Raw genomic sequence first — 24535 nt, forward strand, 5'->3', positions numbered from 1 at the left:
GAACCGCCGCACGGATTGCACAATCCATGCGGCGAAACAATGACCTGCATCGCAGCGGCTTTGCCTCACTCGAACGAGGTGTCGCTGAGATTGATCTCTCCGAGGGTGCGGAACACCAGCTTTCCACCGATCGTCCAGTCGTTCGCGGTCTCGGCATTCGGGTCATACTTGTCCGAATAGGCGATCGAGAAGACCGTGCATTCGTCGGCATAGGAGATGCCAACACTGCGGCGGTTGAACTTGTCGGCATCGATGTCGTAGTTGACCGAGCCAAACACCGACCAGTTCTCAGTGACCTTCACGGTCGTGGAGCTGGTGACCGTCTGGTTGTCGTTGCTGAACGAGTAGGCCGGGCGAGCGTCAACCTGGGTAAATGTCAGGCTTGTTTCAAACCGGTCCTGAGCATAGGTCGCGTTGACGTCGGTACGGCGGACATCGAGCGTTTCCTCGTCGAGCCGCACACCGGCACTCAGCGAAAGCCCGATCGGCAGTTCGAAGCCAGCCGATGCGACGTAGTCGGAAACGTCAGTCTCAAGGCCGGAATCGGAGCCCACGGCCAGCAGGTCCTGTGTCGCATAGGAATTCAGGCCCGCCAGATGGTAGGACTGGCCGATGACAGCACGAACGCCGATCCCGTTGTCGAAGCTACCGGTGTAGCGCATGCCGACATTGGCGCGTGTGCCGCCCTCGACACGATCAAACCCGGAAAACTTGTTGCGCGAGAAGAGGTTGCTCGCATCGAACACCAAGCTCTGCGCGTCTTCGTTCGGCAACTGGCCAGCATAGCCCTCGTTGTTGCGGGCATAGATCTGCGCGATCGGCTCGATGATATGCGAGCTGTTGGCAGTCGTGATAAGCCACGGGTAGCGGGCTTCGATACCGGCAGTCAGCAAATAGCGAGCAGGTGCGTCATTGCTCGTGTAGCCGCCGGTGTAGTTGCCGGGCGCGTCCATGGCGAGGCCATAAACATCGCCGCGCGCAGCCAGAAGCGGCGTGATCTGCAAACCGCCCGGACCGTCGAAAGTGCGCTCCCATTCGAGCTCGCCCGTCAGGCGGTTCATGTGGCCCTTCAGCCCGCGATAAACATCAAATGCGCCGTCCCTGTTTGTGTCGGCAAACTCGCTCGAGAAGCGCGACAGGGAGGTGAAGTTCAAGGTGCCAGCCAGCTGGCCACCGGCGACCAGTTCGGGCGCGTAGTAGCTGTAGTCGATGACCGGCAGGACAGTGGCCTGCTTCTTTTCGGCTGTATTGTTCAGGTCCGCATCCTGAACGTCGAAATAGTAACCGCGCATGTCGAAGAAATTGCGTTCGCCGATGCCGGTCAGATAGACGACATTGGTGTTCGTTGACGCATTCAGCCCATCGATGCCGTAGGTGCGTGCGAAATTGTTGTCGCTCTGCACCATGACATCCCAGCCGAATGACCAGCGCGGATTGATCTTGAACTCGCCCTTGGACGCGATGAGGCCGCGCGTGTCGCGCTCGGCGTCGCTCGTGCCGGCGGTGAACTCATCCGTATTCATCTGGCTGATGCCAGCGATCCGGATATTGGCTTGCCCCTTCTCGAAGCGCTGGCGGACCTCTGCTTCGAGCAGCACGCCTTGCGCGCTGAAGCCTGTCGTGGTGATCGTCGCGTCGCGGTCCGGTGCAATGGCGATGTAGTAGGGGACCGCAATGCCGAAACCGACATTTTCGCCCGAGCGGAACTGCGGGAACAGGAAGCCCGACTTCCGCTTGACGGTATTATCAGGCACCTCGATGAACGGCAGCGTCACAAGCGACTTGCCGAACAGTTCAAACCGGGCCCTTTCGAGCCGCACGGTCTTCTTCGTGCCGTCCTGTACGACGCGTTCTGCCTTCACCTGCCAGAGCGGCGGACGGGACGGGTTTTCCGCGCAGGGAAGACATGCCGTGTACACGCCCTTGTGCAGAATCATCTGCGTGCCGCCGACGCGCTGAGCGCTTTCGGCAACGAGGCGTGTGTTGTCGGTGCTCTCCACGCGCAAGGCACGCAGGAAGCCGTCGGAGAAATTGTCGGTGACATCGAGCGAATCCGCATAGATGCGGTTTCCGGTCGGCTCGACCAGCTCGATATTGCCCGCCGCTGTGACGCGGCCCGTTTTCTGGTCGTAAACGACCTGACGGGCCACCATCTGGTAGCCGGCATAATTGATCTGCACCGCGCCGTTCGCGACAACGCGCTCGGCATCACGGTCATAAACGAGTTCATTGGCTGCCAGAAGCAGCTTCGCGTCATCAGGGACGTTACCTGCCATCGACGCTGAGTCGGACAGGCTCTGCGCATGCACGAGAGGCGCAGCGGGCGCCATAGCGCACACAGCGACACTGGTCAGCAGGGCTACTGAGAGCCTCCTGATATTCCCGCGGTCTTTTACCGCCACTAACCATCCTCCTTGTGAAGCAGAATCGTTGCCCCCAGTGCCATGGCTACGACAACTGGGACCCAGGCCGCAACATATGGCGGCATGACGCCGCTGCTTCCGAATGCTCTGACGAGCACAGAGACAACATAAAGCACGAAGCCTGACAATATTCCACCGAGAATCACCGTTCTCGATTGGTTGATACGGCTGAATTTCAGCGACACGGTTGCTGCAATCAGCGTCATTGCAATCATCAGGAATGGCAGTGAAAGCAGCGAGTGAAACTGCGTTTCCAGCGCATGAGGTGCGATCCCGAAGGATCGGGCAACTTCAATTTTCTGAAAAAGATCATAAAAAGCAACGCTTTCCGGTCGGGCAAGGCGCTGCTGAACGAATTCCTCGTTGAGATTGGTCGCAACCCGCGCCTCAGCGAGTCGCGTCTGGATCTCTCCCGGACGCGTCTCGAGAACGTCGGTAAGCATCCAGTAACCATCTTTCAAAGAAGCCGTGCGTGCATCCTGACGCAGCACGATGCGTCCGTCCTGGTCGAAATGCAGCAGAACGGCATCGACGAGCAGCGTGCCATCCTCAAGAACGGCGCGCGCACCGAGCGCCACGTCATTGTCGCCGCTCGACTGGCGCAGCCACGGAATCGGCGCCGGTTTCGCGCTGCCGGCCGTTTCACGCCACTTCGTTTCGATTTCGGTGCCCTGGCGTTCACCCCAGGCGGCGAGGGGATTGATCACCAGAGTCGTCGTCAGGCCGATCAGGGTGGCGCCGATCAGGAAGGGCGCCATGAACTGCCAGACGGAAATGCCAGCCGCCCGCGCGACGACCAGTTCGGACTTGCGGTTGAGGGCAATCAGCGTCGCCATGCCGACGAAGAGGCCGATAAACGGCACCGTCTGTTGGAGAATCAGAGGCAGCCGCAAGGCAGTGAGGTAGAGCACGCCGGTCACGGAATAGCCCGGCAGGTCGTCATAGCGGCCGGAGGTTTCCGTGAAGTCGATAAGATAGGTTATCGAGACGACGCCAAGGAAAAACCACAGCGTCGTCATCATGTAGCGCCGGAAGAAATAGAGCCCGAGAGTCCAGATCATGCGGCGCTCCCGGTGCCTGTGCCAAGCCGCTTCTGCGTCATGGTGATCACCATACCCACAAGCGCCGAAACTGCGCGCGGCAATCGCGGACTGCGATTCGTCGCCAGCATGAAGGCAGCGACCGCGCCGCTGCCAAGCGGTACCAGATATTGCAGGGGCACGAAGGCTGGGGATGTCTCCACCAACGAGGTGACGTAGTTCGACGCCCAGAAGATGGTGAGCGACATCAAGAGCGCCGAGGCCATGGGATGCAATCGCGCCTCACGGTGGGACCGCGCATCACCGCAGATCATCAGACTGATCAGGGCAAAGACCATCGGGAAGAAGGCCGCGCTGATGCGGCGGTGGAGCTCGGCCGTGAAGTCGTTGGGATTGCTGACATAGCGCTCGTCGAGTGGATCGGGATCCATCAGGTAGAACAGGTCGCGATCCTTGGCGCCGAAGCGGGCCTGGCCGCGCTCCTCCGAAAGGTCCGAAAGATCGAAGGCGTAGCGGTCGAAGCGGATGACGGTCACATCGCCGTTCGGCGCTTTGCGCTGCACTTCGCCATCCTGCATCACGAGCGCCTTGCCGGTCTCTTCGACCGCGCCCTCACGGGCATAATAGATGAGCTCGGATGCGGGGTCGCGGGAATCGGCAACCAGCAGTCCCTTCATCTTGCGGCCAGCCTGCCGCTCCGAGATCTGCACGTAAAGGCCGGGCTCGATCTGACGGAAGGTCTTTTCCTCGATGACCGAAGAGAGAAGATCGGCATAGGCGGTCGCGATCATGGTCCGCACATTGACGCGCATCGCCGGCTCGACGAAGCCGAGCATCACCAGCGAAAAGATGCTGAGACCGCCGGCCAGCATCAGAAGCGGACGCTGGATCGTTCGTCTCGGTGCTCCGGCGGCATCGATGACCGCGAGCTCCGAATCATTGTTCATCGTGGTCAGCGTGTGGGTGATGCCGATGACCAGCGCGAAGGGCAGGACGGTCGCGATGATGGTCGGCAGGATCATCGTCGCCAGCAGCATGAAGGACCCGACCGACTGGCCACTATCGGTGACGAGGTTGATACGTCGCAATACCTGCGTCGTCCAGATGATCGCCAGCACCGGCAAAAGCGCTGTCGTGAACATCAGGACGACCCGCCGCAGGATGTATTGTTCGAGTATCTTCATAGGGTTCCCTTGCAGGCGCGACACGCAGACGTCGCGCCGAGGATTGGCGTTCTCTACAATGCTTGCGGCATTTTGGCGACCGAGGGATGGCAATTTCCCCGGCTTCCTGATCCTGTTTTTTCTTTCACCGCGATAAATCGGACACGCTGGCGCGACCATGGCCGCAATCGGGGGATTGGATGAGGAATGCCCGGTCAAACTCTTGCCATCGTTCGCGAAAAGACCATGATCCCAACAAGTCTTCTCATCACGTATCTAGGATGCCCTTCATGTCGCTGAAACTCGCCGTCTCCTTCGCCAAGTCCCAAGCAGCAACGGAAGGCCTTGCCATTCTGTTGACGACATCAGGCGCCGACAAGCCGGCTGGGGCTGCTGAAGCGGATCCGGCGGGCGTCTATGCTCGTGCCGCGAAGTCCGGCAAGTTCACCGGCAAGTCCCTTTCGACCCTCGATATCGTCGCCCCGCACGGCTCGACGCTCGACCGTCTGGTCGTCCTCGGTCTCGGCAAGGGCGACAGCCTGTCCGCGCATGATTGGTTGAAGGCAGGGGGCGTTGCCACGGCGGCGGTGAAGGGGGCTGACACCGTAACCGTCTACGTCGATGTCCCCGGACTTCAGGTCTCGCCGAAGGCTGTCGCGGATTTCGCGCTTGGAATGCTGCTCCGCGCCTACAAGTTCGACACCTACAGGACCAAGAAGAAGTCGGAAGACGAGGAAGACAAGGCTGAAAAGACGGTGAAGGTGACGATCGTCACCGCTGAGGCCTCAGCCGCCAAGAAGGCCTTCGCCGAAACGGAAGCGGTCGCGGACGGCGTGATCCTCGCCCGCAACCTCGTCAATGAGCCTGCGAATGTTCTCGGTCCGCTCGAATTCGCCGCCAAGGCGAAGGACCTCGAAAAGCTCGGTGTCGAGGTCGAGATCCTGACGGAAGAAGAGATGAAGAAGCTCGGCATGGGCGCGCTTCTCGGCGTCGCCCAGGGCTCGGTGCGTCCGCCGCGCCTCGTCGTGATGCAGTGGAAGGGCGGAAAGTCGAAAGACAAGCCGATCGCTTTTGTCGGCAAGGGCGTGGTTTTCGATACTGGCGGCATCTCGATCAAGCCGGCTGGCGGCATGGAGGACATGAAGGGTGACATGGGCGGTGCTGCCGCCGTCGCGGGCTTGATGCATGTGCTTGCCGCCCGCAAGGCAAAGGTCAATGCCATCGGCATCCTCGGCCTCGTCGAAAACATGCCCGACGGCAATGCCCAGCGCCCGGGCGATATCGTGACATCGATGTCGGGCCAGACGATCGAGGTGATCAACACGGATGCGGAAGGCCGCCTCGTGCTTTGCGATGCCCTCTGGTATTGCAACGATCGTTTCCAGCCTGCCTTCATGATCAACTTGGCGACGCTGACCGGGGCGATCGGCGTAGCCCTCGGCAGTGTGCATGCGGGCCTGTTCTCCAACGACGACGAACTGTCTGAGAAGCTTCTCGCTGCGGGCCTGACGACCAACGAGCGCCTGTGGCGCATGCCGCTCGGCAAGGAGTACGACAAGCTCATCGACTCCAAATTCGCCGACATGAAGAACACCGGCGGTCGCCAGGCAGGTTCGATCACGGCCGCTCAGTTCCTGAAGCGCTTCGTCAAGGATACGCCCTGGGCGCATCTGGACATCGCAAGCACAGCGATGGGTTCGGCGCACGATGAGATCAACCAGTCCTGGGGTTCGGGCTATGGCGTTCGCCTGCTCGATGAACTCGTTCGCGCGAATTACGAATCCTGATGGCGGTGACTGCCTCTGTGGCCGATGTTCTCTTCTACCATCTGACGGAATCGAAGCTGGAAGACGCGCTCCCGCCGCTCCTGGAAAAGAGCGTCGAGCGCGGCTGGCGCGTGGCCGTCCAGACACGTGACCCCGAACGGCGGGATGCGCTCGATGCGCATCTCTGGACCTATCGGGACGAGAGTTTTCTGCCGCATGGCACGGAAGACGGCGCCTCTCCGGATCGCCAACCGGTGCTGCTGACGACGGGTACCGAAAACATCAACCAGGCGAGCGTGCGCTTTTTGGTCGATGGCGCCGAGCCGCCGGATGAGCTGCCCTATGACCGCGTCGTCTTCGTCTTCGACGGCTACGACACGGAACAACTGGAGGGGGCCCGCTCGCAATGGAAACGTCTGAAGGGCCAGGGGCACACGCTGACCTACTGGCAACAGAGCCCAGAGGGGCGCTGGGAGAAAAAGGCCTGATTGGGGCGCGCCGGCTCAGCGGCGCCCTTTATCGATATCAGGCTTTCATGATCGTCTGGCGCAAGAAGCTGTAGCCCATGGCGGTCCGTCGCGCCATTTCCGCCGAGTTGCCGGCCCCGCCATGGCCACCGGAACCGTATTCATGGAAGAGCGGCAGGTGTCCGGCCTCTTCCAGCCGCATCGCAAAGCGCCGCGCATGCGACGGATGCACTCGGTCGTCGTTGCTGGAGCTTTCGATATAGACGGGCGGATAGGCTTGGTCCGATGCCGGTTTAACCTGATGCAGCGGTGAGTAGGCGAGGAGATAGGTGCGGTCGTCCTCGTCGTCGGGATTGCCGTATTCGTCCATCCACGCCCGTCCGGCCGGGAAGAGATGGAAGCGGGTCATGTCGAGCACCGGAACCCGGCACCAGACGGCGCCGAAATCATCAGGATAACGCGTCAGCATGACCCCAGTAAGCAGGCCGCCATTGCTGCCGCCGGTGCAGGCAATGCGCGATGGATTGGTATAGCCACGCTTCACCAGATCGCGGGCGATCGCGACGAAGTCCTCGTATGCCTTGTGGCGGCCTTCACGCTTTACGGGGGTGTGCCAGTCCGGCCCCAGTTCTGAGCCGCCGCGGATATAGGCCTGCACATAGGCGCCACCCTGCTCCAGAAACCGTCCGGTGGTCCCGGAATAATGCGGCGCAAGCGGAACGGCGAAGCCGCCATAGCCATAGATCAGAACCGGAAGCTCGCCCTTCGTCCACGCCTTCGGCAGCACCAGATGGTAAGGCACCTTGGTGCCATCCTCTGATGTCGCTTCGAGAAGTTCGCTGCTCATGCCCTCAGCGTCGAAAAAGGCGGGCGATGTTTCCTGCGGCACCAGGGCAAGCGGGTCCTTGGTCGGATTGCGGTCCTGATCGGAAAGGGCGAGCGTGTAGCGGGTCGGCGGCACCAGGAAGCCGGAGCCGATCACGTGAAGTGTATCGTCTCCCAGATGCAGGTCGGCATGCAGCGGCGTGAAATAGAGGGCCTCAATGCCGGCTGGCAGGTCGATGCGCTGAGGCACAGCGTCCTCTCGCGTCAGATCGAGTGCATAGAGTTCCGGCGAGAGGCGATCGTCGACCGTGTAGACCGCCCAGTGGCGGAGCAGGGTGAAGTGATGCACCGCGCGACCGGGTGAAGGCTCCACTAGAACGCGCCGATTTGGCGCGAGAGGTTCAGAATCGAACGGTGTCAGCGCCTGCAGGACGAGGCTGCCGGACGCCACCTGCTCGTCGCTCTTCGCGAGCCAGAGGATGTGGCTGTGGTTGATGTCAAAGCCGATTTCCCGTGGCAGCGGCAGCCGGCGGGCAACGCCATCGGCATCTTCGACATGAAGGCTGAGCTTGCCGATCTCGTGGTTCGCCATGAATACGCGGATCTGTCGCGTGTCGGGCCCTGTGTAGCCGCCGAGTTCGGGATCGATGATAAAGCCATAGCCGGTGACGTCGCTCGGTGCGGCTTCAAAGAGGATCTCAGCCTCTGCCGGCTCTTCGCCCCGACGCAATCGCCGCCCGACCCTTGGCCAGCCGGATTGCGTGGCGGAAAAGGCGTCGATCGATCCGAAATAGGCGATCTCGTTGGCACTGAGCCATGACGCCTGCGCCCGAACCGCCGGCGTGTCGAAGCCGCCGTCCACCACCCGTTTGGTTTCGAGATCGAACTCGAGAAAACGCGTCAGGTCTGAGCCACCGTCAGACAGGCGCAGCAGAACGCGCGTCGGCTCGAAGGGGCAGGTGACACAGCCGCCGAAGATCCAGCGTTTTCCCTCTTGCGCACAGAAAGCATCGACATCGAACACCGTTTCCCACGCGGCATCGGCCCGCGGCGCATCCGTCGCCGGGAGTCGGCGCAACACGCCGAGCGGATTGTCCCGGGAACGGTTGAAGTCGAACAGCCAGTCGCCGCGCCGCGTTGGCACGATCAGCCTGTCCTGGCGCTCCATCATGGACCGCAGCGCCTCGGCGTCTGCCTCCATTTCAGGTGTCGCCAGCGCCTCGTGAGAACGTGCGTTCCGTGCGGCAACAAAGGCCAGCGTCTGCGGATCGTCATCCTTTTCAAGAAAGAGATCCATGGCGCTGCTCCTTTGCATTTTCGTCAGTTCATTCGATCAGGCGAGATCGGTGCGACGGAAGTCCTCGCCCACATAGAGAAGGGGTCCACCGGATGCCTTGGCACCTGCATAGGAAAAGCAGTCGCCGAAATTGAGGCGGGCCGGATGGCGCCCCTTGCCATAACGCGAAAAGGCGTCGATGGCGGCAAGCGCAGTGTCGCGGGTGGCCGGCAAGATTTCGGCATCAAGCTCGGCGAGGAAATCGAGGACGAGTGCCGCCGCCTCATTGACTGCGATCTGACGTTTGCCAGCAAGGACAGTCGTCGCCTCAAAGATTACCGTCGGCGACACGAAGTAACGGGCTTGCGGGTTAGCCAAGGCCATCGCGACCCGGTCGTATTCCGGCCCCTCCAGAAAATACTCGATGATCGCCGATGTATCGAGAAACATCAGTTATCGTCCCACATTTCGTCCAGGAATGCTTTCTCGTTAAAATTGGGATCGACTTTTCCCATGCCCTGGTAGCGCTGCTTGATCTTCTCCAGCCGCTCGGCGAGCGGCGGCCGCTGCTCTTCCGCTTCGACCACGCGCTCGAGCGCCTGGCGGATGGCATCCGTCTTGGTCGGGGCTTTCAGGATCTTCTGCGCCTGTTCGGCGAGCTGGTTCACTCGTTCATCACGGACATAGAGTGGCATGGCTTCACCTCGTGAATATACGCTCTCAAGATAGTGTATATTCAAAGGTTCAACAAGAAAGGCGAGCTTCAGCCGGCCATGCCCTCTTCGTATTCGGCGGAAAGCTCCAGCCATTGCTCTTCCGCCGCCGAGAGCTTTGCCGCCGCTTCTCCGCGCTGCTTGGCCTTTTCAGCCGCCTTGGCTGGCGCTTTTTCGTAAAGCGCCGGATCGGCAAGCTCCTTGTCGAGCGCCTGAATCAAAGTCTCCAGCTTCTTCGTCAAGGCCTCGACTTCGTTGATCTTTTTCTTGAGTGGTGCAAGGCTCGCGCGCCTGTCGGCAGCCGCCTTGCGCTGCTCGGCCTTGTTGACGGTATCAGCGCCGCCGTCGCCCTTGTCCTTCTCCACCGGCTTCTTGCCCGAGGCGATGATCAGCGAGCGATACTCTTCCATGTCGCCGTCGAAGCTGGTGACCGTGCCGTTGTTCACAAGCCAGAGCCGGTCGACGGTCGCCTCGATCAAGTGGCGATCATGGCTGATCAGGATAACGGCGCCCTCATAGTCGTTGAGCGCCTCGATCAGCGCCTTGCGGCTGTCGATGTCGAGGTGGTTCGTCGGCTCGTCGAGGATCAGCAGGTTCGGGGCGTGGAAGGCGGCAAGCCCCATCAGCAGGCGGGCCTTCTCGCCGCCCGAGAGATCCTTGGCAGCCGTCTCCATCTTTTCCGTCGCAAGCCCCATCTGCGCGACGCGGGCACGCACCTTGGCTTCCGGCTCGAGCGGCATTAGCCGGCGCACATGGGCAACCGGGCTCTCATTCGGGATGAGGTCGTCCAGCTGGTGCTGGGCGAAGAAGCCGATCTTCAGGCTTGAGGCCGTTTTCAGCTGGCCGCCCTGGGCCTCCAGCCGGCCGGAAATGAATTTGGCGAAGGTCGACTTGCCGTTGCCGTTCGAACCGAGCAGCGCGATGCGGTCGTCATTGTCGATGCGCAGGTTGAGGTTCTTCAGGATCGCCTTGCCCGGCTCGTAGCCGACCACGCCGCCGGAGATTGCAACGATCGGGGAGGCCGGCTGCTTTTCGGGCTTCGGGAAGGTAATCGGATGAACATGGTCTTCGATGACGGCGGCGACCGTGCCCATGCGCTCTAGCGCCTTGATGCGGCTCTGGGCCTGCTTGGCTTTGGTGGCCTTGGCGCGGAAGCGGTCGATGAAGCTCTGCAGATGTTTGCGCGCGGCGTCGTTTTTCGCCTTGGCCTTCATCTGCAATTCGTCATTCTCGGCCTTCTGCCGCTCGAAGCTGTCATAACCGCCGCGATAGAAGGTCAGCTTCTTCTGATCGAGATGGATGATCGAATTGACGGCGGTGTTCAGGAGATCCCGGTCGTGGCTGATGATGATGACCGTATGCGGATAGCGCCGCACGTAATCTTCGAGCCACAGCGTGCCTTCGAGGTCGAGATAGTTGGTCGGCTCGTCGAGCAGCAGCAGATCGGGCTCGGCAAACAGCACCGAGGCGAGCGCCACGCGCATGCGCCAGCCGCCGGAGAAGGACGAGGCCGGGCGCAACTGCGCCTCATGGTCGAAGCCGAGGCCGGAGAGAATGGTTGCCGCACGCGCTTCCGCCGAATGCGCGCCGATATCGGCAAGCCGGGTCTGGATTTCGGCAATGCGATGCGGATCCGTCGCCGTCTCGGCCTCGGCGAGCAGGGCTGCGCGCTCCTTGTCTGCGGCAAGTACGATGGAGATCAGCGAGTCTTCCGTTCCCGGCGCTTCCTGCGCCACCTGGCCGATGCGCGCGTTCTTCGGGATGGAGATATTGCCGCTTTCGGAGGCCAGATCGCCCGTGATGATGCGAAACAGCGTGGATTTCCCCGCACCGTTCTTGCCGACAAGGCCAGCCTTGGTGCCGGCCGGCAGCGCGACGCTGGCGTGGTCGATGAGCAGGCGGCCTGCAATGCGGGCGGAGATATCGTTGATCGTGATCATGGCTCTGGCTTTTGGCCGATGTCACGGCCAAAGGCAAGCGGGCGAGGGGTGCCGAGCGTTACGCGACCTGGCGCTGTCCGGGCTTGTAGCCGATGATCGGCTGGCGCGGGTTTTGTCGTGCCAGGATCGTGGCGGTCTTGGCAATGGCGAGCCAGCTTGTTGGATCGGCGGCTTCGTGTGCCATGGCGTGACCGATCGCCAGCGGCAGCCCGCCGGAACCCGGCGAAGTCTCGGACGCGAAGACCAGATTGTTATCCGCCGTCGTGAACAGCCGTTCGGCGATGATGTGTGCCTCGTCGGCATTGATGCCATCAAAGACGAAGGCAAAGGTGTCAGCCTCGATCCGGGCGATGAAGTCGTGCTTCTTGATCGCCTTGCGGAAGATGGTCGCCAGACCACGTATGAGTTTGCTGACCGCTTCGTCGCCATACTGGTGCTGCAGTCCGGGAAGATCGAGAACTTCGATCAGCACAAGCGCGCTCGGCTTGGCCGCCGAGGCGGCCGAATGGACCTCCTCCAGTGTCTGGAAGAGGCTGATGCGGTTCGCAAGCCCGGTCAGGTGATCGCGCTTCATCGCAGCCTGCGCCGCGCGAATGGCGCGGTCTGCAGCATTCAGGCTGTCCAGCCCCTCTGCCACATCGGAGGAGAGTGCGGTTTCCGCCTTGATCATGTCCCCGGCAATCGAGGAGAGCAGATCCAGCTCGCCGAGCAACTGGTCGATACCGACGGTGACATCCTCGCGGATCGAGCGGATAACGCCTTCCACCGAGTTCGTGAACGCCCGCTTCTGCGTCAGCCCGAGCGACAGTTGGTCGCTGAGCCACGTCAGCGTTTTCAGCGTTTCGTCCTGCAGGCGCTCGGCGGAGACTCCGCAATGGCCGGCAAGCCGGTGCTTGAGGCCGAGCTGGTCGAGCGCCGATTGTGTCGGGCGGGCACCAAGGGCTGCAAGCTCACGCGCAAGATCCGATTTGCCGCCGGCAAAGGCTTCATGGACAAGTTCGAAGTTGCGGGGGAGTCCTGCGATCTGATGCTTCATCATGAAGATTGTGATCTTCTGGAGATCGTCTGGAAGTCCGCTCATCAAAACCGTCCTGATCATGCGATGAGTTGCGTTCTATCTGCGGGAAGCCGGAGCTATACCCGCAGAGTTCAGGTCTCGTAACACGGCATCACATACGAAACGGTTAAGGCAGAGGCGTGCTTCAGGGCTTCCGTTTGCATTTTGCCAAATCTGAATTGCCCTGAAAAATAGGGGGGTTGCGCACTTCGGTTAATTATATTTTAGAGATATGTGTGGCTTGCTGATGCTCTGAAAAACTGCTGGGGAATAACCTCCTCAGCACACGAACGGCGAACATACGTAGGCACCATGAAATCCCTTATTCCTGCGGTCTACTTCTCCCTGGCGGTTGCCACTGTCGCTGTCATAGCCGCGAAACCATCCGGCCCCTTTGTCCTCGTCGTGACCTCACCGGCTGAAAATGCGGCCGGTTCGATGGCCGTCATCGACCGGGCAGAGGGAGCATTCGTCTGGGCCGGAAGAGTGCCCTGGATGTCGGTCGCCTATTCACAAGCCCCCGACTTCCCGGAGCGGCTTCTCGATGCGGGCGCTTTGCTCGTCATCAACCATGATCTGGCGCTTGGTTGCCTGCAAGGAATGAACACATGAATGAACTGAATAAGCTCAGAGATAGGATCTCCTACGGCATCGTCGGACTGCTCTGGATCAACTTTGCCCTGATCGTCATCCGCAATCTCGTCCGCGAGCAAGGTGTCGACTGGACTATGATCCTGGCGACTCTCGCCTTGTTGGTGCCGGCCACACTGTTGTGGACAAGGGATCGTACCGGCGCGACCACCCGCATGGTTACCTCCATGGCGAATGCGGCGACGGTCGCTATTCTCGTTTTCGCCTTCCAGGGCTCGCCGCTCCAAATCGACATCCACATGTACTTCTTCGCGAGCCTGGCGATCTGTGCCGCCTGGATCGATTGGAAGGCCATTATCGGCTACGCCGCGCTCGTCGCGGTCCACCATCTGCTGCTGTATGTCGCGATGCCCTTGGCGGTCTTCCCGGGTGATTCCGACTTCTCGCGTGTCGTCCTGCATGCAGTGGTGCTGATCGTCCAGAGCATCGTCCTGATCGCTCTGACCTCGGCCGTCGTCAAGGCGTTCGATGTCTCCGACAAGGCTGTTGCCGAAGCAGTCGCCGCCGAGCGCGAGGCCGTAGAGATGGCCGATCACGTCAAGCGAACCGATGCCGCTGCCGATGCTGACCGCCGCAAGCGGGAAGCGGAAAAGGCGCGGGAAGCCGAAGCGGTGGACTACGCCGTTTCCGAACTCGCCAAGTCGCTGCAGAAACTGGCGGAGGGGGACCTCTCCTGCCGCATCGACAGCGCCTTCTCAGGCCCGCTTGATGAACTGCGCACGTCCTTCAATACCTCCGTGCAGAAGCTCGAAGTCGTCGTTTCTCAGGTCGGTCAGGTGGCCTCCGTCCTCCGCAACGGTACGGGCCAGATCGGCCAGGCCAACAACGATCTCTCCGCCCGCAGCGAGCGCCAGGCCGCGTCGGTCGAGGAAACCGCGAGCGCTCTGTCCAGCGTGATGGCCACCGTGAAGGAAACCGCGTCTGTCGCGGATTCGGTCGGCAAGTTGGTCAACCAGGCAAGGATGGGTGCGGAACGATCCGGCACGATCGTAACCGACGCGGTCTCTGCCATGAGCCGTATCGAGCAGTCCTCGCAGTCGATTTCAAACATCATCGGCGTCATCGACGAGATTGCCTTCCAGACCAATCTTCTGGCGCTGAACGCCGGCGTCGAAGCCGCACGTGCCGGTGAGGCCGGGAAGGGTTTTGCCGTCGTCGCACAGGAGGTCCGCGAACTCGCTCAGCGCTCCGCCAACGCAGCGAAGGAGATAAAGACCCTCATCAACGCATCCGGGGAAGAAGTGCGCAACGGCGTATCGCTGGTCGATCAGGCCGGCGAGGCTTTGAGCACGATCGCGACCGAGGTGCAGTCGATCAGCCGCGAGATCTGCAAGATCATCGACGGTGCCAAGAGCCAGGCGCAGGGCCTTGCCGAGATCGATCAGGCGGTCGGGCACATCGACAAGAACACTCAGCGGAATGCTGCGATGGTGGAGGAGTCGAGCGCTGCGATCCAGCAACTCGTCCAGGAGGCCACCACGCTGGACCACCTGATGGCGCAGTTCAAGACCGGATCGAAGACGGGTTCCGGAACCCGTCGCGCCGCTTGACCGCAGGCAACCCATATTCGCACGAAAGACTTGGGGCCACGATCGTCGTGGCCCCATTTCCGTTTCAGGGCTCCGTCAGGCCTCTGTCGCGTCTCAAAGCCACTGCTGGCCCTCGCCGCGGACGAAATAGATCAGGTCGAGGCTGAGGCTCGGCTTGCCCAGTCCTGTCAATCCGGCATGCACCTGTCCGCGATGATGGGTCTGGTGATTGAAGACATGGGTGAGTGCCGGCCAGAGCTTCAGCGCCAGGACCTCGGATGAACCGACCGGCGAATAGGTGAACGGCCGCTCGATTTTCTCCGCGGTCAGGCTCTGCGCATAGCGGATGATCCGTGTGTCTTCTTCCAGCCGAGCCGCTCGCAGATCCTCGAAGTCATCATAGGGGCGCTCATCCAGCGCGCGGGGCATCGGGCCTTCGCCGGTGAACCGGTTCAGCCAGATCCGGTCTGCGGTTAGGATGTGGCTCAGCGTGGCGAAGATCGATCCAAAGAAGGCGCCGGTATCGCGGTGGAGTTCTTCGGTCGAGAGGTCCGCGACGGCAGAATAAAGCAGCCTGTTGGCCCAGGCATTGTAGTCCGCGAGCATCTGATAGTTCTGCATGGTGCACTCCTGAATTTGGTCCTGCACCCAGTCTAGCCGGGTTCGACCGAAATGGGTGTGATGAGTTCCATGAAAAATGCTGATTTGCATCCAGCCCCGGGATCGGCTTGTCTGGCGCAAAATCAGGAGAACCCGATGACGATGACCCTCTATTCGCTGTGCGGCGCCGATGCCGCGCGTCCCTTCTCGCCCCATTGCTGGAAGGTCGTGATGGCCCTTCATCACAAGGGACTGGACTTCGAAGAGCGGCCGCTCGCCTTCACGGCGATCCCAACTGTCGAAGGCGGGTTCTCCAAAACGGTCCCGATCCTCCGGGACGGCCAGGAACTGATCTCCGACAGCTTTCGGATCGCGCTCTATCTGGAGGAGGCCTATCCCGAGCAGCCGAGCCTGTTCGGCGGACAGGGCGGGGTCGCCGCGGCACGCCTGGTCGAGGGCTATTCGCAGCATGTGGTCCACGGCGCGATCACGAAGATCGCCCTCGTCGACATCCACGACATGCTCGCGCCCACCGACCAGGCCTATTTCCGCAAGAGCCGTGAGGAAAGACTCGGACGGACCTTGGAGGACATGGCCGCCGGTCGCGACGCCGCAATTGCCGCCTTGCCCGCAGCGCTCCAGCCACTCCGCCACATGCTGGCCTTCCAGCCCTTCGTCGGTGGAGCAACCCCGCTCTTTGGTGACTATATTCTGTTCGGTGCCTTGCAATGGCTGAGGGTCACCACGGGCGCCATTCACCTGCCGGCGGATGATCCGGTGAGCCTCTGGTTCGACCGCTGTCTCGAACTCCATGACGGCGTCGCCCGTGAGGTCGCCTGACAGGGCAAAAACCGGCCGATTGTGACGTCGCCGTGAAATTGTCGAACCCCTCTTGTCTTCGTGATTCGGGGCGGGTAGATACCGCCCACTTTCCCTGACAGACAAAAGGATGAGACAGATGGCGATTGAACGCACCTTCTCGATGATCAAGCCCGACGCCACCAAGCGCAACCTGACCGGCGCCATCACCAAGGTCTTCGAAGACAACGGCCTGCGCGTCGTTGCTTCGAAGCGCGTTTGGATGAGCCAGCGCGAAGCCGAAGGCTTCTACGCCGTTCACAAGGAACGCCCTTTCTTTGGCGAACTGGTTGAAGGCATGACCTCGGGCCCGACCGTCGTTCAGGTTCTCGAAGGCGAAAACGCCATCCTCAAGAACCGCGAAATCATGGGCGCCACCAACCCGGCCAATGCTGACGAAGGCACCATCCGCAAGATGTTCGCCCTCTCGATCGGCGAAAACTCGGTTCACGGTTCGGACGCTCCGGAAACCGCTGCCCAGGAAATCAGTTACTGGTTCGCCGACACCGAGATCGTCGGCTGAATCAGGTCCTGAGGCGAAGGTCTCAATACACTGGAAGAATTGAAGAACCGGGGCCGAAAGGCTCCGGTTTTTTATGCGAGCCGGCTATCGGCTCCACCGATCCCACGCGCTGTCGTCGGCATCCTTGGCCGCGACCCAGTCGCCGCTCGACCCATCCTGATTGTGTTCCTTCTTCCAGAAGGGCGCGGAGGTCTTCAGGAAATCCATGACGAAATTGGCGCCGTCGAAGGCGGCCTGACGATGGGGGGCGGCGGCAATGACGAGGACGATCTGTTCTCCGGCCTCGACCCGCCCGAAGCGGTGGATGGCGGTGAGCCCTAGAAGCGAGAAGCGCTCGATCGCCAATCTGCCGATCCGCATCATCTCGGCTTCAGCCATGCCCGGATAATGTTCCAGTTCGAGCGCGGAAAGCGTGCCCGCCTCGTCGCGGCAAAGGCCAACGAAGGAGACGATGGCGCCGATATCCTTGCGGCCGGCTGTCAAGCCGCGCGATTCTGCTGCGGCATCGAAATCGTCCCGCTGCACGCGGATGGTGGGGGCAGGCTTGGCCGTCACGGCTTGTCCTCCAGCGGGATGCTTCTCAGCCGCCGGTCATCGGCGGAAAGATCCCGATCTCACGGGCGCCCGCGATTGCTTCATGGTGTTCGACATGTTCCTGATTGACCGCAACGCGGATTGCCTTGGGGAAGCGCAAGGCCTCCTCATAGCCTTCGCCGAGCGTTGCAAGCCAGGATACAAGATCGCCGGCCGTTTTGACCTCGGCCGGGATGTCGAGTTCTTCCTCACCCTTGCCGATACGCTCGCGAACCCAGGCGAAGTAGACGAGCTTCACCATCTCAATCGACCATGTGCTTCGCGCCGGCGCGGAAATAGTCGTAGCCGGTATAGATGGTCAGGATCGCGGCGATCCAGAGGAGCGTGATGCCGGCCTCCGTCGTATAGGGCAGCACCTTGTCGCCTGCGGGACCGGCGAGCAGGAAGGCGAGCGCAAACATCTGCGCGGTCGTCTTCCACTTTGCAATCTGGGTCACAGGCACGGACACCTTCAGCGCCGCCAGATATTCACGCAGCCCGGACACCAGGATCTCGCGGCACAGAATGGTGATGGCAGCCCAGAGCGACCAGCCCGCGATCGTGCCGTCTGCTGCCATCAAGAGCAGAACGGAGGCGATCAGCAGCTTGTCGGCGATCGGGTCCAGCATCTTGCCGATATTCGAGGTCTGGTTCCAGATCCGGGCGAGATAGCCATCGAGATAGTCAGTGATCGAGGCGACGACAAAGATCGTCAGCGCTGACCACCGCGCAAAGTCGGAGCTCTGCAGACGGCCTTCGAGGAAGAAGCAGACAACGATCAGCGGCACGGCCAGGATGCGGGCGTAGGTGAGGAGATTGGGGATGTTGTATGCGCGCGAAGCCATGATGCCCTGTCTTTGAAGTCTGGTGCTCTGAGTGATGTGATGGGTTTCCGTCGGGGCCGTCAACTCAAGAATTCTGAACCGTCTGTATCATCATCTTGACCCCGGATGCGTCGTTTCCGTGTCAGTCACCGCTGCTTTCGTGAAAATGGTTGTAGATCAGCCGCGCCACGGCTTCCGAGATGCCCTCGACGGCCATCAGATCGCTGACCGCCGCCCGGGACACGGCCTTGGCTGTGCCGAAATGCTGCAGCAGCGCCCGCTTGCGCGTCGGGCCGATACCGGAGATCTCGTCGAGCGGGTTCTTGACCATTTCCTTCTTGCGCCGCGCCCTATGCGAGCCGATCGCAAACCGATGCGCTTCGTCGCGCATGCGCTGGATGAAATAGAGGACCGGGTCGCGCGGCGGCAGCGTGAAGTCGGGCTTGCCGTCAACGAAGAAGCGCTCGCGCCCCGCGTCGCGATCCACACCCTTGGCAACGCCGATGGCGATCACGCTCTCGGTGATGTCGAGATCGGCAAGGATCTTGCGGACTGCCGACATCTGGCCCTGACCACCGTCGATCAGGATCACATCCGGCCAGGCAGGGAAGGGGGTGTCCGCACTGTCCTCGGGCGCCACACTGCGATCCGGCTTGCCCTCTTCCTTCAGCAGGCGCGAGAAGCGCCGGGTCATCACTTCGCGCATCATGCCGAAGTCGTCGCCCGGCGTGATGTCGGTCGATTTGATGTTGAACTTGCGGTACTGCCCCTTCACGAAGCCTTCAGGCCCGGCGACCACCATGCCGCCGACGGCATTGGTGCCCATGATATGGGAGTTGTCATAGATCTCGATCCGGCGCGGCACGTAAGGCAGCTGGAAGGTTTCGGCGAGACCGGCCAGCAGCCGTGACTGCGAGGCGGTTTCGGCGAGCTTGCGGCCATGCGCCTCTCGCGCATTGGCATTCACATGATCGACGAGATCCTTCTTTTCCCCGCGTTGTGGCACACTGATCGCCACCTTGTGGCCGGCCTTTTCGGAAAGCGCAGTCGCCAGCAGGTCCTGTTCCTCGACCTCTTCGGACAGAAGGATCAGACGGGGCACGGGCTTGTCGTCATAGAATTGCGCAAGGAAGGAGTTGAGCACTTCGGCTGCGCTGAGCTGCGGATCGGCCTTGGGGAAATAGGCCTGGTTGCCCCAGTTCTGACTGGCGCGGAAAAAGAACACCTGAATGCAGGACAGCCCGCCTTCGTGATGGATAGCAAAGACGTCGGCCTCGTCCACACCCGCCGGATTGATGCCCTGATGGCTCTGGACATGGCTGAGGCCCGCAAGCCGGTCGCGAAACACGGCGGCGCGCTCGAAGTCGAGATCCTCGGCCGCCTCGTTCATGGCGCGCGCCATGGCTTCCTTGACGTTCTGGCTCTTGCCCGACAGGAAGTCCTTCGCCTCGCGCACGAGGCCGGCATAATCCTGATCGCTGATCTCATGCGTGCAGGGGCCCGAACAGCGCTTGATTTGATAGAGTAGGCAGGGCCGTGTGCGGCTTTCGAAGACGCTGTCGGTACAGGTGCGCAGAAGGAACGCGCGCTGCAGCGAGTTGATCGTGCGGCCGACAGCACTCGCCGAAGCAAAGGGGCCAAAATAGTCGCCCTTGCGGGCACGGGCGCCACGATGCTTGTAGATCGCGGGCGACCGGGTATCTCCGGTGATCAGGATATAGGGAAAGCTCTTGTCGTCGCGCAACAGCACGTTGAAGCGTGGACGCAGGCGCTTGATCAGGTTGGCTTCGAGCAGCAGGGCCTCGACCTCGGTTCGGGTCGTGACGAATTCCATATGCACCGTGTCCCGCACCATGCGTGACAGGCGGTTCGAATGCACACGGCCCTGGGCATAATTGCTGACGCGCTTCTTCAGGCTGCGCGCCTTGCCGACATACATGACCTCGCCGGCCTTGTTCAGCATGCGATAGACGCCAGGCGCATTGGGCAGCCGCTTGACGAATTCGGCAATCAGATCGGCGCCGGTGAGCCCTGTTTCATCAAGGCCATCGACATGCCAGTCGATCTCGACGCCGGGGCGGGAGGCTTCCACCTCGACCGCAACTTCGTCGTCATCGTCTTCCGTGCCGTCATAGAGAATGCCGCCGTCGGGCAGCTTTCCTCCATTCATTCATTGATCTCCGTGCCGTGCCAAATCAGATGCTGGCCCCCATCCAAGGCGATCATTTGGCCGGTGATCGACGGCGTGTCAAAAAGAAAGCGGATCGTTCGCCCGAATTCGTCGAGCGACGGGCCTCGTTTCAGCGGAAGGCTGTCCACCTGCGCCTGGAAATCTTCCGGCCGCTGCCTCTCCGAAATCAAGGTGGGGCCGGGGCCGATCGCATTCACCCGCACCCGCGGAGAGAAGGCCTGGGCGAGCGTCTGGGTGGCTGTCCAGAGCGTCGCCTTGGACAGCGTATAGGAAAAGAAGGTCGGCTTCAGCGCCAGCACGCGCTGGTCGATGATGTTGACGATTAGGCCCGATCGACCCTCAGGCAGCGCCTTGACGAGGGCGCCGCTCAATATCGCCGGAGCCCGGACATGCAGATTGAAGTGGCGGTCGAAGATTTCGGGATCGAAATCGACCGCAGAGTCGTCTTCGAAGATCGAGGCATTGTTGACGAGCAGCCCGACAGGCCCGAATTCGGCCTCGGTCTGCGGAATCAGAGATCCGGTCTCGAAAATGTTACCAAGGTCCGCCTTCAGCGCAATGGCGCGTTTTCCCTCGGATCGCAAGTCGCGGGCCACCGCCTCTGCCGCATCCAGCGAACCGTTCGCATGCAATGCCACGGCAAAACCATGAGCGGCCAAGTCTTCGGCGATGGCGCGGCCAAGTCGTTTTGCGGATCCAGTGACCAAAGCCACCTTCGGGATGCCGTTTTGCATCTGTCTTACCTTGTTCTGTCAGTGGTGTTGCGCTGCATATATGGCGCCAGCGCGATATTTAAACGGGGCATATCTGAAACTTCTTGCGGTCTTTGCTTGGCGGCGTCTGCGTATAGCGCAAGTATAATTTTATGAAATCTTCAGTAAATCGCGTAAAACATTTGTTATGGTTAACGAATCGTTTGTGTCTTTTAAGCAACGTCCCGATTTGGTCATGGCTGCGCCACAAAGAATTCACATTTCCGCTCTTTCATTTCCTCAATTTCTATTCATCTAGACAGTCGGAACGGACAGATTACCCACTAACGTTCAGGCCGCCGTTGGTTCTTAGTGAAGAGCGGCCGGGAACCGAAAGGAGACTAACATGCGTAACCTCAAGATCATGCTTCTGGCATCCGCCACCTCGTTCGCAGCTTTCGCCGCCCAGGCAGCCGACGCCATCTACCAGGCACCGGAAGCCCCGATGGCGACCGAATCCTACTCTGCACCGGCCGGCAACTGGTCGGGTGCCTATGTCGGTGGTGGTCTGACCTACGACTTCGGCAAGTTCACCGGCTCGGACAACGGCCGTGACGCCAAGGACCTCGGCGGCACCCTTTACGGTGGTTACAACATGCAGAACGGCTCGATCGTTTACGGTGCAGAAGCTGACATCAGCTACGCCGGTGAAGACGGTTCGGCCGGCAGCCAGGCTCCGGTCGGTGCGCTCAAGGGCACCCAGGGCGTCAACGGCTCGGTCCGTGGTCGCGTCGGTTACGATCTGAACCCCTTCATGGTCTACGGTACGGCTGGTCTGGCTGTTGCCAACCACGAGCTGGAAGGCGGCGGCACCAACGACGAGAAGCTGGCAGCCGGCTACACGGTTGGTGCTGGTGTCGAAACCTTCGTCACCGACAACATCACGGCTCGCGTCGAATATCGCTATAGCGACTACCAGAAGCGCGACTTCAACCTCGGTGGTTCGACCATTTCCCGCGGCTTCGACGACCATTCGGTCAAGGTCGGCATGGGCGTCAAGTTCTGATCCACGTGATCGAGAATAAGAGAAAAGCCGGGGCATCGTCCCGGCTTTTTTGATTCTGGCGGAAAGCTGTATGAGGTCAGGCTTTCGGCCTGAGGGCCGGGTAGGGCTCGAAATGCTTGGCGAACTTTGCCGGCCATTCGGTGAGCGCGGCCCGACCATTTTCCCATTCGCCGGGGAAGCGCAACATCAGGTAACCGAGGGTGGATGCCAGCGCAAAGTGGCCGCCATGCAGCTTCTTGCCCATCTTTGGCAGGTGCTTGTCGAGATGATCGAGGCTACGATTGATCTTCGCCCATTGCCGGTCGATCACATCCTGGCTGACGAGTTCCGGCGGCCGGAAGCGCTTCTCGTAGACGATGGCGAGCAGGCAGTCGGCGATCCCGTCGGCCAGGGCCTCGAGCACATCGGCTTCGGTCCGCTTCTCGTCCTTCTTCGGATAGAGACGCTTGTCGGACAGGCGGTGCAGATATTGCATGATCGCCCGGCTGTCGAAGATGGCCGTGCCATTGTCGGTGATCAGCGTCGGGATTTTGCCGAGCGGATTGGCGTCGACGAGTTCCGACGGGTTCTCCGCCGTGTTGACCCTGACCTCTTCCAGTTCGATGCCGAGATGGCGGGCCGCCATGCGAACCTTGGACGAATAGGGCGAGGCGGGCGCGAAGAGCAGCTTCATGATGGTTTCCTGTGGCTCTCGTGGCGAGTTAACGCGTAGGCGGGATCGTGATCTCGGAGCGGCGGCAGGACCGGCTGTCGACCTCAGGGCAGGCGCGGAAGCCAAGCGACCGGTCGAGGCAGATCCTGACTTCGTCGACTCTCTCCCTATCACAGGTCACGGCGACTGCCGAGCGGGTGAGCCCCGGATTGCTGCGGATGAAGGCTGCCTCCACGGCCTGCGGCGATGTCCGGCTTTCCGTGGAGACCGTGGCGAGTTCCGGCGGGATGCGAATGCGCTCATGGGCCTCGCGCACCAGCGTGAAATAGTCCTGCATGCCAAGCCCGGAACACGAACCATGCGTGCGCCATTGGTGACCGATCAGCCCCATGCTCGGCATGATGTCGATCACGGTCCGTCCGATCCGCTCGGGCACGCGACTGCCTTCCGGTGTGGGGCAGTTCTCCGGCCAGCCTTTTTCGTTCTGCGGCCAAAGCCCGTGCACCACCCAACCGAAGTCTTTGGCCCCGCCGCATTGCTCGCGGTTGCGGCCGGCAGCTTCGCCGTCACAGAAGGTCGGCGACCAGGAGAGGGAGAGCACGTAGAAATCAAAGCCACTGCCTTGCGGGACATTGCTCGCGGCAGATGTGCCCAATTCCTTCGCTTCGTCGCGCGAAGTCGAAGGCATCTCTGTCTGCGGAGAGGCTGATGGCGAAGCCCGCTCGACCGGCGCATCCGCTGGCAGGAAGCTGTAAACGGCTGCCGCCGCGATCATGAGGCCGAGGGCGATGAAGCCGGTATAGCGTCCCATGCGCTGCTCGGCTCCCGCTCAGTCTTCGCCGCGCAGCCAGAAGCAGCGATGCGAGGCGTAACGATCCTGCGCCATCAGTCGCTTCAGTTCCGGCAGCACCAGATGCATCTCGTCCTTCAGCGTGAAGGGCGGATTGACGATGACGAGGCCGGTGCCGGAAAGTCCGGTCTGCTCGCGGTCGCTTTTCACATGCAGCTCGGCGCAGAGCATTTTGGGGATCCCAAGCGCCTGCAGTGCCTCGTGGAATTCCTTGATCGGCGCGCCCTTCTTGATCGGATACCACAGGCAATAGACGCCGTTGGCAAAGCGGCGATGCGCCTTGGCAAGCCCGTCTACCAGCCGCTCATATTCGCCCTCGATCTCGAAGGGCGGATCGACCAACACGATTCCGCGTTTCTCCTTCGGCGGCAGATGCGCATTCAGCGTCAGCCAGCCATCGAGCTCGGTCACGCGAACCTGAAAATCGCCTTCGAACTGCCGGGCGAGCGCCCGCGCGTCTTCGGGATGCAGCTCCATGGCGGAGAGCCTGTCCTGCGGGCGGAAGAGATCGCGGGCGAGCTTCGGCGAGCCGGGATATTTCTGCAAGGGGCCACCGGCCTCGCGATCCGGGTTCAGCGCCTTCACCGCATCCATATAGGGCGCCATGATCTCGGCGACCTTTTCCGGCAGCTCCGCATCGATGACTTTGGCGATGCCCTCCAGCCATTCGCCAGTCTTCTGCGCTTCGCTAGAGGAGAGGTCGTAGAGCCCGATCCCGGCATGGGTGTCGAGCACGCGGAATGCCTTGTCCTTCTGCTGCAGGTAGACGATCAGCCGCGACAGGACGAGATGCTTCAGGACATCGGCAAAATTGCCCGCGTGATAAATGTGGCGATAATTCATGAAGGCTTCCGAT

Annotated in this window: 24 protein-coding genes; 7 read left to right on the forward strand and 17 right to left on the reverse strand. The window is 61.3% G+C overall.

The window, feature by feature from the left end; genetic code table 11:
- Positions 1 to 65: 65 nt before the first annotated feature.
- The 3 genes from D4A92_RS14530 to lptF are packed head-to-tail and all read right to left on the reverse strand — an operon-like array spanning position 66 to position 4647.
- Positions 66 to 2402: an LPS-assembly protein LptD gene (locus D4A92_RS14530; protein ID WP_203014607.1), complete on the reverse strand. Its 2337-nt coding sequence runs from the start codon at positions 2400 to 2402 to the stop codon at positions 66 to 68.
- Positions 2402 to 3484, reverse strand: coding sequence for an LPS export ABC transporter permease LptG (gene lptG, locus D4A92_RS14535; protein ID WP_203014610.1), 1083 nt, complete (start codon positions 3482 to 3484; stop codon positions 2402 to 2404). Before lptG ends, D4A92_RS14530 begins: the two co-directional genes overlap by 1 nt.
- Positions 3481 to 4647, reverse strand: coding sequence for an LPS export ABC transporter permease LptF (lptF, locus tag D4A92_RS14540; RefSeq protein WP_203014613.1), 1167 nt, complete (start codon positions 4645 to 4647; stop codon positions 3481 to 3483). Before lptF ends, lptG begins: the two co-directional genes overlap by 4 nt.
- 269 nt (positions 4648 to 4916) lie before the next feature.
- Here lptF and D4A92_RS14545 point away from each other — a divergent pair, with 269 nt between their 5' ends.
- Both D4A92_RS14545 and D4A92_RS14550 read left to right on the forward strand, forming a co-directional pair.
- Positions 4917 to 6413, forward strand: coding sequence for a leucyl aminopeptidase (locus D4A92_RS14545; RefSeq protein WP_203014617.1), 1497 nt, complete (start codon positions 4917 to 4919; stop codon positions 6411 to 6413).
- 17 nt (positions 6414 to 6430) lie between these two features.
- Entirely contained in the window at positions 6431 to 6880 is a 450-nt protein-coding gene (locus D4A92_RS14550) for a DNA polymerase III subunit chi (protein ID WP_203019976.1), read from the forward strand.
- Between the two features lie 37 nt (positions 6881 to 6917).
- Here the strand turns inward: D4A92_RS14550 and D4A92_RS14555 are convergent, their stop codons facing one another.
- The 5 genes from D4A92_RS14555 to D4A92_RS14575 form a co-directional block, all read right to left on the reverse strand.
- Complete coding sequence (locus D4A92_RS14555) at positions 6918 to 8981, reverse strand: prolyl oligopeptidase family serine peptidase (RefSeq protein WP_203014621.1); 2064 nt, start codon at positions 8979 to 8981, stop codon at positions 6918 to 6920.
- A gap of 36 nt (positions 8982 to 9017) precedes the next feature.
- Positions 9018 to 9410 (reverse strand): type II toxin-antitoxin system VapC family toxin, encoded by a 393-nt coding sequence (locus tag D4A92_RS14560; protein ID WP_203014624.1) that lies wholly within the window; start codon positions 9408 to 9410, stop codon positions 9018 to 9020.
- A complete protein-coding gene (locus D4A92_RS14565; protein WP_203014627.1) occupies positions 9410 to 9655 on the reverse strand; it encodes a type II toxin-antitoxin system VapB family antitoxin in 246 nt (81 codons plus the stop codon). The genes D4A92_RS14560 and D4A92_RS14565 overlap by 1 nt, the downstream gene beginning before the upstream one ends.
- Before the next feature lie 68 nt (positions 9656 to 9723).
- On the reverse strand, positions 9724 to 11613 hold the full coding sequence (locus D4A92_RS14570; protein ID WP_203014630.1) for an ABC-F family ATP-binding cassette domain-containing protein: 1890 nt from the start codon (positions 11611 to 11613) through the stop codon (positions 9724 to 9726).
- A 58-nt stretch (positions 11614 to 11671) separates the two neighbouring features.
- On the reverse strand, positions 11672 to 12694 hold the full coding sequence (locus D4A92_RS14575) for a diguanylate cyclase domain-containing protein (RefSeq protein ID WP_246753954.1): 1023 nt from the start codon (positions 12692 to 12694) through the stop codon (positions 11672 to 11674).
- A 288-nt stretch (positions 12695 to 12982) separates the two neighbouring features.
- Here D4A92_RS14575 and D4A92_RS14580 point away from each other — a divergent pair, with 288 nt between their 5' ends.
- Positions 12983 to 13282 (forward strand): hypothetical protein, encoded by a 300-nt coding sequence (locus D4A92_RS14580; RefSeq protein WP_203014642.1) that lies wholly within the window; start codon positions 12983 to 12985, stop codon positions 13280 to 13282.
- Positions 13279 to 14871 (forward strand): methyl-accepting chemotaxis protein, encoded by a 1593-nt coding sequence (locus D4A92_RS14585; protein WP_203014645.1) that lies wholly within the window; start codon positions 13279 to 13281, stop codon positions 14869 to 14871. The genes D4A92_RS14580 and D4A92_RS14585 overlap by 4 nt, the downstream gene beginning before the upstream one ends.
- 93 nt (positions 14872 to 14964) lie before the next feature.
- Here D4A92_RS14585 and D4A92_RS14590 read toward each other — a convergent pair whose 3' ends face one another.
- On the reverse strand, positions 14965 to 15471 hold the full coding sequence (locus tag D4A92_RS14590) for a DinB family protein (protein ID WP_203014648.1): 507 nt from the start codon (positions 15469 to 15471) through the stop codon (positions 14965 to 14967).
- Between the two features lie 135 nt (positions 15472 to 15606).
- On the opposite strand from D4A92_RS14590, the gene D4A92_RS14595 reads away from it, so the two are divergent.
- Complete coding sequence (locus tag D4A92_RS14595) at positions 15607 to 16290, forward strand: glutathione S-transferase family protein (protein WP_203014650.1); 684 nt, start codon at positions 15607 to 15609, stop codon at positions 16288 to 16290.
- Positions 16291 to 16408: 118 nt separating this feature from the next.
- Positions 16409 to 16831 (forward strand): nucleoside-diphosphate kinase, encoded by a 423-nt coding sequence (ndk, locus tag D4A92_RS14600; protein ID WP_076395569.1) that lies wholly within the window; start codon positions 16409 to 16411, stop codon positions 16829 to 16831.
- Positions 16832 to 16915: 84 nt separating this feature from the next.
- Here the strand turns inward: ndk and D4A92_RS14605 are convergent, their stop codons facing one another.
- The 5 genes from D4A92_RS14605 to D4A92_RS14625 form a co-directional block, all read right to left on the reverse strand.
- The gene (locus tag D4A92_RS14605; RefSeq protein ID WP_203014653.1) at positions 16916 to 17386 is read right to left on the reverse strand and encodes a molybdenum cofactor biosynthesis protein MoaE; all 471 of its coding nucleotides are present in this window, start codon (positions 17384 to 17386) and stop codon (positions 16916 to 16918) included.
- Between the two features lie 25 nt (positions 17387 to 17411).
- Complete coding sequence (moaD, locus tag D4A92_RS14610; protein WP_203014656.1) at positions 17412 to 17666, reverse strand: molybdopterin converting factor subunit 1; 255 nt, start codon at positions 17664 to 17666, stop codon at positions 17412 to 17414.
- 1 nt (position 17667) lies between these two features.
- Positions 17668 to 18249 carry a CDP-diacylglycerol--glycerol-3-phosphate 3-phosphatidyltransferase gene (gene pgsA / locus D4A92_RS14615; RefSeq protein WP_006727465.1) on the reverse strand — a complete coding sequence of 194 codons (582 nt, stop codon included), beginning with the start codon at positions 18247 to 18249 and terminating at the stop codon, positions 17668 to 17670.
- A gap of 121 nt (positions 18250 to 18370) precedes the next feature.
- Positions 18371 to 20398, reverse strand: a complete 2028-nt coding sequence (gene uvrC, locus D4A92_RS14620) for an excinuclease ABC subunit UvrC (protein ID WP_203014664.1) — start codon at positions 20396 to 20398, stop codon at positions 18371 to 18373.
- The gene (locus D4A92_RS14625) at positions 20395 to 21153 is read right to left on the reverse strand and encodes an SDR family oxidoreductase (protein WP_203014666.1); all 759 of its coding nucleotides are present in this window, start codon (positions 21151 to 21153) and stop codon (positions 20395 to 20397) included. The genes uvrC and D4A92_RS14625 overlap by 4 nt, the downstream gene beginning before the upstream one ends.
- A 364-nt stretch (positions 21154 to 21517) precedes the next feature.
- Between D4A92_RS14625 and D4A92_RS14630 the strand changes: the two genes are divergently transcribed.
- Positions 21518 to 22177: an outer membrane protein gene (locus D4A92_RS14630; protein ID WP_203014668.1), complete on the forward strand. Its 660-nt coding sequence runs from the start codon at positions 21518 to 21520 to the stop codon at positions 22175 to 22177.
- Positions 22178 to 22253: 76 nt separating this feature from the next.
- On the opposite strand, the gene D4A92_RS14635 is transcribed toward D4A92_RS14630, so the two are convergent.
- The 3 genes from D4A92_RS14635 to D4A92_RS14645 are packed head-to-tail and all read right to left on the reverse strand — an operon-like array spanning position 22254 to position 24522.
- Positions 22254 to 22850, reverse strand: a complete 597-nt coding sequence (locus D4A92_RS14635) for a glutathione S-transferase family protein (protein ID WP_203014670.1) — start codon at positions 22848 to 22850, stop codon at positions 22254 to 22256.
- A 28-nt stretch (positions 22851 to 22878) separates the two neighbouring features.
- Entirely contained in the window at positions 22879 to 23640 is a 762-nt protein-coding gene (locus D4A92_RS14640) for a ribonuclease T2 family protein (RefSeq protein WP_203014672.1), read from the reverse strand.
- An 18-nt stretch (positions 23641 to 23658) separates the two neighbouring features.
- Positions 23659 to 24522 carry a 23S rRNA (adenine(2030)-N(6))-methyltransferase RlmJ gene (locus D4A92_RS14645; RefSeq protein ID WP_203014674.1) on the reverse strand — a complete coding sequence of 288 codons (864 nt, stop codon included), beginning with the start codon at positions 24520 to 24522 and terminating at the stop codon, positions 23659 to 23661.
- Between the last annotated feature and the right edge of the window lie 13 nt (positions 24523 to 24535).

It is taken from the genome of Rhizobium rosettiformans (assembly GCF_016806065.1).
In the GTDB taxonomy this organism is placed as follows: domain Bacteria; phylum Pseudomonadota; class Alphaproteobacteria; order Rhizobiales; family Rhizobiaceae; genus Allorhizobium.